General features: G+C 63.9%; 9 protein-coding genes and 1 tRNA gene. 3 read left to right on the forward strand and 7 right to left on the reverse strand.

The genetic code is table 11. The features are described 5' to 3' along the window. Window positions 1-94: 94 nt before the first annotated feature. Together ACIQ3Q_RS18755 and ACIQ3Q_RS18760 are read right to left on the reverse strand one after the other, a co-directional pair. Window positions 95-1144, reverse strand: coding sequence for a septal ring lytic transglycosylase RlpA family protein (locus tag ACIQ3Q_RS18755; protein ID WP_396270713.1), 1050 nt, complete (start codon window positions 1142-1144; stop codon window positions 95-97). A 187-nt stretch (window positions 1145-1331) separates the two neighbouring features. Continuing rightward, a tRNA-Arg gene (locus ACIQ3Q_RS18760) sits at window positions 1332-1407 on the reverse strand. Between the two features lie 201 nt (window positions 1408-1608). On the opposite strand from ACIQ3Q_RS18760, the gene ACIQ3Q_RS18765 reads away from it, so the two are divergent. Beyond that, window positions 1609-2157, forward strand: a complete 549-nt coding sequence (locus ACIQ3Q_RS18765; protein WP_396270714.1) for a c-type cytochrome — start codon at window positions 1609-1611, stop codon at window positions 2155-2157. 66 nt (window positions 2158-2223) lie between these two features. Here the strand turns inward: ACIQ3Q_RS18765 and ACIQ3Q_RS18770 are convergent, their stop codons facing one another. Genes ACIQ3Q_RS18770 through purU form a run of 4 tightly spaced genes read right to left on the reverse strand, consistent with a single transcriptional unit; the run spans window position 2224 to window position 5107 of the window. Further along, window positions 2224-2760, reverse strand: coding sequence for a DUF2946 family protein (locus ACIQ3Q_RS18770; protein ID WP_396270715.1), 537 nt, complete (start codon window positions 2758-2760; stop codon window positions 2224-2226). Between the two features lie 9 nt (window positions 2761-2769). Further along, on the reverse strand, window positions 2770-3741 hold the full coding sequence (locus tag ACIQ3Q_RS18775) for a YheT family hydrolase (RefSeq protein ID WP_396270716.1): 972 nt from the start codon (window positions 3739-3741) through the stop codon (window positions 2770-2772). A 1-nt stretch (window position 3742) separates the two neighbouring features. Continuing rightward, complete coding sequence (locus ACIQ3Q_RS18780) at window positions 3743-4192, reverse strand: YybH family protein (protein WP_396270718.1); 450 nt, start codon at window positions 4190-4192, stop codon at window positions 3743-3745. Window positions 4193-4210: 18 nt separating this feature from the next. Continuing rightward, window positions 4211-5107 (reverse strand): formyltetrahydrofolate deformylase, encoded by an 897-nt coding sequence (gene purU / locus ACIQ3Q_RS18785; RefSeq protein WP_396270719.1) that lies wholly within the window; start codon window positions 5105-5107, stop codon window positions 4211-4213. A gap of 120 nt (window positions 5108-5227) precedes the next feature. Between purU and ACIQ3Q_RS18790 the strand changes: the two genes are divergently transcribed. Further along, window positions 5228-6736 (forward strand): exopolyphosphatase, encoded by a 1509-nt coding sequence (locus tag ACIQ3Q_RS18790; RefSeq protein ID WP_396270720.1) that lies wholly within the window; start codon window positions 5228-5230, stop codon window positions 6734-6736. Between the two features lie 7 nt (window positions 6737-6743). On the opposite strand, the gene ACIQ3Q_RS18795 is transcribed toward ACIQ3Q_RS18790, so the two are convergent. Next, complete coding sequence (locus ACIQ3Q_RS18795; protein WP_396270721.1) at window positions 6744-9449, reverse strand: alpha-amylase family glycosyl hydrolase; 2706 nt, start codon at window positions 9447-9449, stop codon at window positions 6744-6746. Between the two features lie 343 nt (window positions 9450-9792). Between ACIQ3Q_RS18795 and ACIQ3Q_RS18800 the strand changes: the two genes are divergently transcribed. Continuing rightward, the gene (locus tag ACIQ3Q_RS18800) at window positions 9793-11973 is read left to right on the forward strand and encodes a TonB-dependent receptor (protein ID WP_396270722.1); all 2181 of its coding nucleotides are present in this window, start codon (window positions 9793-9795) and stop codon (window positions 11971-11973) included. Window positions 11974-12015 lie beyond the last annotated feature (42 nt).

The following is a 12015-nucleotide window of genomic DNA, read 5'->3' on the forward strand; positions in this document are numbered from 1 at the left end:
CGTCAGCCCGCAGGCGACGCGCTGCACAGAACAGCGGACAGGCTGCACCTGCGGCAGACAAGGCGAGCCTAGGCACGCCAACAGGCCGCGCGCCTCAGCGCCGCTCGACCACCAAGGGCACCAGTTGCAAGGCGGCGCGCACTTGGGCCGCAGCCTCTTGCGCCGCCTCTCGGCTGGGGTAGGGCCCCGCCTGCAAGCGGTGCAAGCGACCATCGGCAAAGACGGTCAGCAAAGGCGCCAGCCAATCCAGCCCGGCAGAGACTTTTTGCTGGAAGCTGTAGGCGCCATCGGCACGGCCAAAGGCGCCCAACTGCAACCAAAAGCCCACCGCCGCCGTGGTGTAGGCACGGTCGATGGTGGGGGACTTGCCGGGCAAGTCCGTCGCCTGCGGCACCAGCACTGGCGCCACGGGTGCGGCCACCGCTTTGGCCACCACCGCAGGGGCCGCCACCGGCGCAGGCAAGGTGGGCGCGGAGGCCAGCACAGGCTGCCCGCCGTCCGCCATGGCGCGAATGTCGTCATGCGTCAGGCGCCGTACCTCCACAGGCGACACACCGCCCAGCACCCCCAGCTTGCCCGCTGCGGCATAGGACAGGTCGATGATTCGCCCCGCCACAAAAGGCCCGCGGTCGTTGATGCGCACCACCACTTCGCGGCCACTGGCCACATGCCGCACCAAGGCGTAGCTGGGGATGGGCATGGTTTTGTGGGCCGCCGTCATGGCATGCATGTTGTAAACCTCGCCACTGGCCGTGCGGCGGCCATGGAACTTGCGGCCATACCAAGAGGCCAAGCCACGCTCTGCCAAGGGTTCGTCCTTGGTCAGCGGCACATAGGCCTCGCCCAGCACTTCATAAGGCTTATTGGGGCCCCCTTGACGAATGGGTTCCACCTTGGGTTCGGCATCGGGAATGCGGGCGGGGTCCGGGCCGGGCAATTCAGGCGGGCCATCAGCCCCAGGCTGAGGCGCCACGCGAACAGGTTTGCTCACCATCGAGGGCTTGTCGACCTTGGCAGGCGTGGTGGGCGTGGAGCTGCACCCCACCAGCGCCAGCAGGCAGACGGCCGACAGCCAAGCCCCGAACCCAGGGCGTGCCTCACGCTTTAAAGAAGATTCGCCAACAACCATGATGAGTAAGCCCATGCAGGCCAAAAACCAAACAATCGTCGCACCTTAGCCGCACAAACCGATGGTGACCAGTCCGCAAGCCACAAGCACCTGCTCGTGCGTGGGTGATGCGGCAAAACACCGCAAGGCTGTGGGGATACGTCCGCAAAAAAACCATCCCGGTACGAGCGGGGCCTCGGAGCAAGGCTCGACGAGGAAGGTGTGGCGCGCCCGGCTGGGATCGAACCAGCGGCCCCTGGCTTCGGAGGCCAGTACTCTATCCACTGAGCTACGGGCGCCTGTCATGGGAGTCGAAGCGAGCATTCTAGCAGCGCCAATGCGACGCATGCAGATGCCCCCAAAGGACAGGCTCAGCACCGCTATAATCGTGCGGCTTTCTTGACGCGCCCCTGTGCGGCATGAAGCCCCTGAGTTGTGCTCAGGCCTCTTACTCAGCGCCGCATGCGCTGAATCTCTTACAGCCAGCGACCGAGGATTCCATGAGCGACGCTCACGACAACGCCCAGCACGACCTGCCGCACGAAGGGCCCATCAAGACCCCCAAGCAACTGGTGTGGTCTGTCGTGGCCTCCTTTGTGGTGCCCATCATCGGCATCATCTTGCTGGTGAACTTTGTTGCCAGCGGCAACAAGAGTGCCCCGGGTACCAATGCCCTGAGCGAAGAAGCTGTTGCTCAGCGTATCCAGCCTATCGGTGCCGTCACCCTCAAGCTCGGCGGCGACAACGCCGTGCTCAAGACCGGCGAGCAAGTCTTCCAAGCCCAATGCGCGGCTTGCCACACCAGTGGCGCTGCAGGCGCACCCAAGCTGGGCGATGCTGCCGCATGGACCGCCCGCATCAAGACCGGCTATGACGCCATGTTGACTTCCGCCCTCAAGGGCAAAGGCGCCATGGGCGCACAAGGCGGCGGCGATTTCTCGGACGTCGAAATTGGCCGCGCTGTGGTCTATATGGCCAACCAATCCGGTGGCAAGCTCGACGAGCCCAAGGCTCCGGCAGCCGCCTCTGCGGCCAGCGCTGCACAGTAAGCAGCCCTGAAGCGGCCGGGCAACGGCCCCCCACAAGAAACCACCTGCGGGTGGTTTTTTTGTGTCTCAGCGGCGGGCTGTTTGCGGGCTCAGGTTAAAGCCAAAGTGCTGGGGCATTTGGCCAAAGGGCATGTCGTGCAGCATCCAGCGGCCCGCCTCAATTTCCTCGGCTGCGAGGCCGGTGTCTTGGCTGTGCACCAAGCCAAAGCCAAGCGATGTCAGCGCAAACAGCCGCCCCAACTCATCCAGCCACACCTGCTGCACCTGTGTGGCATGCCCGGTGTGGCTCTCGCAAGTCAGGCGGCCATCGTCGCGGCGATGCAGGCGCCAGACCCAAGGCGCCACCTCCAACTCCACATACACACGCTGCGGGCCGTTCTGAAAGAACCAGCAGCCTGAAGCGTCCGCCTCATAGTTGCGGCCAATGAACTCGCGCAGCTTGTCGTGCACGATCTTGCTGCCTTTGACAGCCGGAAAGGCCCCCGCCGCCTGGGTACGGTCGTCCCGCATATACCAATCGCCGCGCGCATCCAGCGCCAGCCAGCCCACACAGTCGGGCACATGGGGCCATTTGGCCAAGGCGGCTTTGACAATGTCGTCCATCTGCTCAGCTTACTGGGGATGAGCCAGCCAGTCCAACACGGCGGCGGGCATGCTCACGACCTGGCTGGGCCAGCGCCCTGCCGGAAAGCCCACATGGCCACCGGCCTCGGGCTGCCACAAGCGCACGTATTCACCCACCTCGCCCACACTGGGCAGGCACTCGGCGGGTACGAAAGGGTCGTTGCGCGCATTCAACACCAGGGCCGGGATTCTGAGCCGCGCCAAATGCGGCTTGGCTGAGGCCCGAGCCCAATAGTCCTCGGTGTCCTTGAAGCCATGCAGGGGCGCGGTGAATAGGTTGTCAAACTCGTACAAGTCACGCGCCGCGAGCAAGCGGTCGCGGTCAAACAAGCCGGGGTGCTGCTGCAACTTGGCCAGGGCCTTGGGCTTCATGGAGCGCAGGAACATGCGCGTGTAAACCTGCCTGCTAAAGCCCCGCGAGATGGCATGCCCGCACGCGGCCAAGTCGATGGGCGAGCAAATGGCAGCCACCGCGCTGGCGGTCTGCCCAGCCGCCTCACCGGCCTCTTGGGCCCAGCGCAACAGGGCATTGCCACCCAGGGACACGCCGGCCACCTGCAAAGCATGCGCCGAGCGCGCCCGCAGGCGGGCCAAGATCCAGCCGATCTCTTCGAAGTCCCCCGAGTGATAAGCCCGAGGGGCGAGGTTCAACTCGCCCGAACAGCCTCTGAAATGAGGGACTGCAAAGTTCCAACCGCGCTGTTGGGCGCAGACCGCAAAGGCCTGCGCATAGGCGCTCTGCGAGGAGCCTTCCAAGCCATGGAACAAGACCACCCACGGGGCGGCCCGCTCACCAAAGCGAAAGTCCACATCAATGAAGTCGCCATCGGGCGTGGCCCAGCGCTCACGCTGAAACGCCAGCGGCGCATCCACCCCCCGCTGCGCCCACAGCGCGGCCCAAATGGTTTGCGCATGCCCCCCCGGCAGCCACCAGGGGGCTTGAAAGTGCTGCAAGGGCACGTCAGTGCAGCACCGAAGGCGCTTCAATCACCTCGGGCGGGGCATGCGGCGTGCCGGGGCTGGCGTGGTGCACGGCCAAGCGCCAACCTTGGGTGGTCTTGAAGTAGACATTGGTCGCCATCACCCAGCCCACCTTGGGGCCTTCGGCCGTCAACAAGTCGACCCGCTCCATCACGCTGTGCACGGAGCTACTCAGTGACTGCACGTGGCGCACATTCTCTGCGTGCACTTGAATCGGCCCGTTGGCAAACACGGCTTCAAAAGCGGCGCGGATGGCCGCATGGCCCACCATGCGCGGCCCACCCGGGTGGATGCAGACGATGTCGTCCTCTTCTGTCCACAGGGCCATCAGCTTGTCGATGTCGGCCTCGCGCAGCGCTTCATAGAACTGCGCCTCGACATCATCGGGCGAGGCCATCAGGGCAGCGGTCTGGGCTTTGTGGCGTGGCATGGTGGTGGTGGAGTGAGGTCAGCGGAAGACCACGGTGCGATGGCCGTTGAGCAAGACGCGGCGCTCCACATGCCAACGCACGGCACGGGCCAACACCACGCATTCCACGTCGCGCCCCACGGCCGTCAGGTCGTCCGCAGAGAGCGAATGCTCCACCCGCGCCACGTCCTGCTCGATGATGGGGCCTTCGTCCAAGTCCGGCGTCACATAGTGGGCGGTGGCGCCAATCAGCTTCACCCCGCGCGCATGCGCTTGGTAGTAAGGCTTGGCGCCCTTGAAGCTGGGCAAGAAGCTGTGGTGGATGTTGATGGCCCGCCCGGCCAAGTGCTGGCAGAACTCGGGCGAGAGGATTTGCATATAGCGCGCCAGCACCACCAAGTCCACGTTGTGCTCGTCAATCAGTCGCTCAACCTGCTGCTCTTGCGCACGCTTGGTGGCGGCGTCTGACCCGGTGGGCAGGGGCAGATGGTGGAAAGCGATGCCGTAGCTGGCCGCCAAGTCGGCAAAGGTGGTGTGGTTGGAGACGATGGCCGGAATGTCCACCGGCAACTGGCCGCTCTTCCAGCGGAACAGCAAGTCATTGAGGCAATGACCGTGCTGACTGACCATCAACAAGACCTTGGGCCTGTCGCTCACCGCATGGAACTTCACATCCATGCTGAACTGCGTGCGTACATGGCCAAACAACTGCGCCAAGGTGCGGGCATCGGCCAAGTGGGCCGGCGCCTCAAAGTGCACGCGCATGAAGAACAAGCCCGTTGAGCCCTCGCCCTGCACATCGCCAAACTGCTGCGAGTCGATGATGTTGCAACCCGCTTGATAGAGCAGGCCAGAGACGCTGTGAACAATGCCCTTGGTGTCAGGGCAGGACAGGGTGAGGATGAATTCGAGCGCGCGCGCAGGGGATTGAGGCATGGTGCGCCCATTGTACGAAGGCCGCCTTGCGTGACCATTGCGCGACAAGGCCCAGCCTCGGTGCACTGCCGCATGACACAGTCCGGCAACCCGGCGCTCAAGCAGCGGCACAATCGCGCCATGTCTCTACACAGCGCCCCTCTTTTCAGCCGCGATGCCCTGGCCGCCATCGACATGGGTTCCAACAGCTTTCGGCTGGAGATCGGCACCGTGCGCGATGGCCGCTACAAGCGCCTGCAGTACATCAAGGAAACCGTGCGCCTGGGTGCAGGCCTGGACGCCCAAGGCCACCTGACCGAAGCCGCCATGCAGCGCGGCTTGGCCTGCTTGCAGCAGTTTGCCCAAGCCCTGCAAGGCATACCAGCGGCGCGCGTGCGCGCAGTGGCCACTCAAACCCTGCGCGAGGCCCGCAACCGCAATGCCTTCTTAGCCCGCGCCCAAGAGGTGCTGGGCTATCCCATTGAAGTAATTTCTGGGCGCGAAGAGGCCCGGCTCATCTATGCGGGCGTGGCCTTTTTGCAGCCCTCCAACCGCCGCCGCTTGGTGGTGGACATTGGCGGCCGGTCCACCGAAATGATCCTCGGCGCCGGGCGCACGCCCAGCACCGCTGAGTCTTTTGGCATTGGCAGCGTCAGCCTGTCCATGCGCTATTTTGCGGACGGCCGCTTCACCCCTGAAGCCTTTCGCACCGCCCAGATTGCGGCGGGCGCGGAGCTGGAAGAGGCCCTCGCCCCCTTCAACCCGCGCCGCTGGGACGAGGCCCTGGGCTCGTCGGGCACGGCAGGTGCGGTCTCTGAAGTGCTGGAAGCCTGCGGCGTGACCGACGGCTGCATCACGCCGGAGAGCCTGCGCTGGCTGATCGAGCGCTGCCTGGAGGCCGGCCATGTGGATGCGCTGGACTTGCCGGGCCTCAAGCCAGACCGCCGCGCGGTGATCGGCGGCGGCTTGTGCATCCTCTATACCTTGGCCACCCACTTCGGCATCACCGCCATGCACCCCGCCAAGGGTGCACTGCGGCAGGGCGTGATCATCGACCTGCATGAGCGCCTGCGCGCCCTGCGCCAGCCCGAGGCCGAAGACCTGCGCGACCATGCCGTGAGCGCCCTGCTGCAACGCTTTGGCGCCGATGCGGCCCAGGCCCAGCGTGTGCGTGGCGTGGCCCTGACCCTGTTTGACCAAGCTTGCCCCAAGGCCGACGCCGAGCGGCGGCACGAGCTGCGCTGGGCGGCGGACCTGCACGAGATCGGCATGACCGTCTCGCACCATGACCACCACCGTCACAGCGCCTACATCGTGGCCCATGCCGATGTGGCCGGCTTCTCGCAAAGCCAGCAGTTGCAACTCAGCCACCTCATCCTGGGCCAACGCGGCGGCTTGCGCAAACTCGGCACCTTGATGGAAGACCCCTTGAGGGCCGTGCAGGTGCTGTGCCTGCGTCTGGCCGTCATCAAATGCCATGCGCGCGGCGAGGTGACCGAGAAGGCGCTGCGCTTGCGTTTGCGCGGCCCCATTGCTGAACTGAACTACAGCACAGCATGGGCCGACAGCCGACCGCGCACCGTCCACCTGTTGCACGAGGAAGCCACCGCGTGGGCCCGCGAGCGGGTGTTGCAACTGGCCCTGCCCTGAGGCGGCCTCAAGGCAAGGTCAACGGCCCGACCTGGTCCATCCACAGCGGGCCTTGAGCGTCCCCACCGCCATCGCCAAAGCTATGGCTGCGGGGGGCGCTGAACAGGGCGCGATAGCCGCCATCCCAATCCCAGGTGTTGATCCACACGCGCGCACCTTTGAGCGTGCTGCGCCGCCCCAGCGCCGAGGCCGGCAAGGTCAGTTGAATGGTGTGCGTGGTGGCATCCACCTGCAGCGCGGCAGCCGGCGTGATGGCCCGCCCTTCAGAGGTGGCGCTCGCACCCTCGTCGGCAAACAAGGCGTTGGACCAACCGCCCACCCGCAAACGCCGGTGCCAGCGCATGCCCTCAGGCAGCGTGCCGCGCTGCAGCGGCATGACGGTGGCACCACCGGGCTCACCGGGCAACTCAATAAAGGCGGTCAGCATCACATGGTCAAAACCCAATGCAGGGCTCCATGATCGCGTGATCTCATTCATCTGGATGCTCAAGCGCAAAGCCCCGCCTGCCACCTCGGCGCGCACCTGCCGGATGTCGGCCTGCGCATGCGGCCCCCAACTGGTGTCGGTGGGGTAGACATAGCGCCCGGTGGGGCCACGGTCGTCGCCCTTCGGGTCGTCCACCCGCAAAGCCGCCTGCCATGGCAGAGTGACCTTGAACCTCAGCGCGTCCGACACCTGCTGCCGCCCCGGGTGCCACAGCACCGCCCGGTGCTCCAGCGCGGGGTCGATCATGGCGGCGGTGTCCACCCGCGCTTGCCAGCGGCCATCGGCCTGCGGGCTCACGGCCTGCGCCTGAGACAGATCGCCATCCACCACCCACAACCAGCCCGGCTCGGGTGTGGCGCCCTGGCCTTGCACATCGAATGGCCCACTGACGGTGCGCACAGTGTCTTGCCCCGCAATCTGCGGCACCGCGCTGGGCGCGCCGGCCTGTGCGGCGGCCTGCTCGGCGGAGGACGCCACCGGCACCACGCGCCACACCAGGCCACTGTGCGGCGGCAAGCTGAGGTGAGCCTCGCCCTGCGCATTGACCGTGAAGGGGGCGGGCGGGCCGTCTAAGCCATACAGCGCTTCAAGCCGCTGCCCAGCGGGCAAGCCCAGGGCCAAACGATCCACCAAGACCGGATGCGGCGCGGTGTTGAAGGCCACCAGCGCCATGTCAGTTCCGTTTACCATCTTGTAAACCAAGGCCCCCGGCCCTTGTGCGTGCTGCGCCAGCACCGTGGGCACACCGCGCCGCAGCACGCTGTGGGCCTTGCGCAAAGCGGTGAGGCCTGCGATGCGCTGATAGAGCGGGTGCGCGGTGTTGAACTGGTCTTGGCCATCCGGCCTGGCCGCCGCAAACATGGGCGCGCGCGGCTGGGTGAAGCCCTGCTCGGTGCCGTAATACAGCACCGGGATGCCCGGCAAGCTCATCAGCGCCAGCAGGTGCTGCTCCAGCCCGCGCACCGACGAGCCGGCCAAGGCGCGGTCCACATCGTGGTTGTCCACAAAGCTCGGCATCCAGTGCAAGCGCGGATGCACCTTGACCATGCGGGTGATGCGGTCGCCCAGCACCGCCGTGGGCGCACCGCGCCCAAAGACCTCAGAGCCGCTGCCGTATAACGGAAAGTTGAGCATGCCCGGCAACAGCGCCTCGCCCTTGGGGCCAGTCATGTAGCGCTCAATGCGCTTCGCCTCGCTGTCTTGGTAGGGCTTGTCGATGGCAAAGCCTTCGCCAAACAAAAAGAAATCGCGCCGGCCCGTTTGGCGCGCCACCTGCATCAGGCCCGGCGCTTTCGGGTCTTTGGCATGCAGCAAGTCCGCAAAGTAATCGGGCGGCACATAGAACGCGGTGTCTACCCGATACGCGTCAACCCCCACTTCCTTGATCCAGTGCGCATAGCTTTGGCGCAGCGCGCGGCGCACCACCGGGTTCGCGGTGTTCAAGTCGTCCAAGCCGCCCATCTGAAAGTTCAACAACTGATGGGGGTCTTGGTAGTTGGTGATGTCCGTCGTCCAGTGATAAATGCCGGCCGCGCGATGCGCGGGCTGGCGCACGTCATTCATGTCAAAGGGCTTTTGCGTCGGGGCCGAGGTGGGCCGCGAGCCTGGATGCGGCACCCAACTCTGCGCCTCTTGCCCCGCCTGAGCCCCCGGCTTGATGTAGAAGTAATTGCCGGTGTGGTTGACCACGATGTCTTGCACCAAGTACATGCCGCGCCGGTGCAGCGCATCACTCAGCAAGCGATAGTCCTGCAAGCTGCCCAGGTGCGGATCAACCTTGGTGAAGTCCTGCGTCCAATAGCCGTGGTAGCCGCCGTAGTTGCCGTCCCACCATTGGTTCAACACCGGCGGCGTGATCCACAGTGCAGTGGCGCCCAAGCCCTGCACATAGCCCAGGCGCTGGCGCAGGCCCATGAGGTCGCCCCCTTGAAAGTAGGCCGAACTGCCAGGCCTGTATTCCCCAGCACCTTGGTCGTTGTTGCTGGGGTCACCGTCGGCAAAGCGGTCAGTCATTGCAAAGTAAATGATCTGATCGCGCCAATCGGGCGAAGGCACATGCAGACGCAAACCCCGAGCGGCATCGGCAGCCAGCGCCCAGGGCGCCACCAGCAAAGCCACCAGCCAAAGCCCACACAGCCAGGCCAAGCGCTGCGGCGCGCCCGGCTGCCACCGCCCACGCCGTGCTTCGTCCTGCGCGTCTCCGCCCAACCGCTCTTCGCAAGCCATGCCGTCTCCCATTGATCAAGGCAGCCATCTTAGTGAACTGGCGCTCATCGCCGTAGGCCAACCCCACAGCAGGGATGTACTTTGACTACATTTCAGATTGCCTCCAACCCTCAAACTGCTGCATCGACGCCACATCATCACTGGTGTTTTCACTAGTTAACGGGGCGAAAATTCGTGTAACCCCTAGGAAACCGACGCCGAGATGCGGTGAATTAGGGTTTGCGTCCGCTTCATGCAAATCTAGTTTTGGTACACACTGGTTGCCGATCCCAGGTCCGCGTGCCGGCTCATGGCCTTTGGCCGCCACGCTTCATCTCGTTGTTTTCCGCCCCAGGAGGTTTGAATGACCCGCTCACGCCAAACGCGCAGCCCGCTAGATGCCGGCCGCCGCTCACCGGCCCTGACCCCCATCGCCGCCGCTTGCTCTGTGCTGATCCTGATCAGCAGCCAAGCCTATGCCCAAACCGCTGCGACCACTGAAACCCAGACCGTGACGGTCAAGGGCATTCGCAAGGGCATTGAAGACGCGATCAACGTCAAGAAGAATTCTGACCAGATCGTCGAAGCCATTTCGGCGGAAGACATCGGCAAACTGCCGGACTCCTCCATCGCTGAGTCCATCGCCCGCCTGCCCGGCTTGGCTGCGCAACGCGTCGGCGGCCGCGCCACAGAAATCAACATTCGCGGCCTGTCTGGCGATTTCGCCAACACCACGCTGAATGGCCGCGAGCAAGTGTCCACCGGCAATAACCGCAGCGTTGAATTCGATCAGTACCCCTCCGAATTGCTGTCGTCGGTGCTGGTTTACAAGACCCCTGATGCGTCCCTGATCGGGCAAGGCCTGTCCGGCACCATCGATCTGCAAACCGTGCGTCCGCTGAATTTCGGTGAGCGCGTGCTATCGGTCAATGTGCGTGGCGAAAAGAACGGCCAAGGCACGCCCTTCACCGGCTCGGGCAACCGCTTCAACATCTCCTACATTGACCAGTTTGCCAACCGCACCGTTGGCTTGGCCCTGGGTTATTCGCGCCTGTCGCAGGACGTGCGCAAGTCCCGCAGTGAAACCTATGGCACCTCGGACAAAGTAACCTTGCCAGGCGTGAATGGCGGCAAGGAATTCACATTTAATCAAGGCTTCAAGTACTTTGTTGACGACACCAAAGAGACCCGCGATGGTGCGATGGCCGTGTTGGAGTTCCGCCCCAACAAGGAACTGTCCAGCACTGTCGACGTCTTCTACTCGAAGTTCGACAAAGAGGTCACCAAGCGCGGCCTGGAGATTCAGGTCAACGACAGCTGGAAGGGCTCTGGCAGCCCCTACTACCCCACCCTCACCGATGCCACATTCAGCGGCGACCGCCTGATCAGCGGCAAATGGGGCAATGTGAACCCTCTGTCTCGTACCATTTGGGAGCCCCGCAAGGACGAACTGCAGTCGCTGGGTTGGAACACCAAGTGGAAGTTTGCGGACAAGTGGCAAGCCACTGCTGACTTGAGCTATTCATCCGCCAAGAGCACCGAACGCATCACCGAGATGGAAGCCGGTCAATACGACACGGCGAACAACCGTCCGCTGGGCGAGACCGTGACCGTAGCCAACTACAACCAGATCACTGGCTTGCAGTACGACCGCAGCAACTTGGGCACGATGCGTCTGACCGACCCGGAGTCCTGGGGCCAGAACGGCTACGACAAGACCATCACCACCGACGACAAGATCCAGGCCGTTCGCCTCTCGGCACAGCGTGATCTGGAGGGCTTCTTCTCGCGTGTCAACTTTGGTGCCAACTTCTCTGAGCGTGAGAAGACCAAAGGCGCATCTGAAAGCAAGCTGCAACTCATCGGCAAGACGGGTGGTCAGTTTGGGGCAGCCCTGCCTGCCGGTAGCAGCGCTTTGGCTCTGCCCGGCACCGGCCTGACCACGATCAGCTTCGACCCTAGCATTGCGAACTCCGCCTACAAGTACGAGCCCAATGTCAATGGCGACATTCTGCGCAAGGGCTGGACGGTGAATGAAAAGGTCAACACCTTGTTCGTCAAGGGTGACGTGGATCACACGATCGCTGGCATTCCGGTGCGCGGCAACATGGGCGTGCAGGTCATCTCGACGGACCAGACTTCGACCGGTGCGCAAGTGGGCACCACCAACGGCGGTCAAGGTTTGTCGGCAGGTCAGTATGAGTTCAAGACCATCAACAAGACCTACACCGATGTACTGCCGTCGATGAACCTGATCTTTGATGTTGCCAAGGATCAAGTGGTTCGATTCGGCTTGGGCAAGCAAATGGCTCGTGCCCGCATGGATCAACTTAACGCCTTTGTTCGCGCTGAAGTTAAGCAAGGTAAGTGGGAAGGCAATGGCGGCAATCCGAATCTCGATCCGTTCCGCGCGACAGCCGTCGATTTGTCTTGGGAAAAATACTTCGGCACCAAGGGCTATGTGTCAGCCGCAGCCTTCCACAAGAAGCTAGATGTCAAGCCCCGGGAGATCATTCACACGTTTTGTGAAGAGCTTGGGGTGTGAGGCGTGCCATTTTTTCAGGGCCTCGATGGGGGTCTGGTGGTT

The organism is Ideonella sp. (genome assembly GCF_044358605.1).
Taxonomy (GTDB): Bacteria; Pseudomonadota; Gammaproteobacteria; order Burkholderiales; family Burkholderiaceae_C; genus Ideonella.

Coding starts and splice junctions, on each gene's coding strand:
- ACIQ3Q_RS18755 (WP_396270713.1), bottom strand. CDS start 1,144: ATGGGCTTACTCATCATGGTTGTTGGCGAATCTTCTTTAAAGCGTGAG.
- ACIQ3Q_RS18765 (WP_396270714.1), top strand. CDS start 1,609: ATGAGCGACGCTCACGACAACGCCCAGCACGACCTGCCGCACGAAGGG.
- ACIQ3Q_RS18770 (WP_396270715.1), bottom strand. CDS start 2,760: ATGGACGACATTGTCAAAGCCGCCTTGGCCAAATGGCCCCATGTGCCC.
- ACIQ3Q_RS18780 (WP_396270718.1), bottom strand. CDS start 4,192: ATGCCACGCCACAAAGCCCAGACCGCTGCCCTGATGGCCTCGCCCGAT.
- purU (WP_396270719.1), bottom strand. CDS start 5,107: ATGCCTCAATCCCCTGCGCGCGCGCTCGAATTCATCCTCACCCTGTCC.
- ACIQ3Q_RS18790 (WP_396270720.1), top strand. CDS start 5,228: ATGTCTCTACACAGCGCCCCTCTTTTCAGCCGCGATGCCCTGGCCGCC.
- ACIQ3Q_RS18795 (WP_396270721.1), bottom strand. CDS start 9,449: ATGGCTTGCGAAGAGCGGTTGGGCGGAGACGCGCAGGACGAAGCACGG.
- ACIQ3Q_RS18800 (WP_396270722.1), top strand. CDS start 9,793: ATGACCCGCTCACGCCAAACGCGCAGCCCGCTAGATGCCGGCCGCCGC.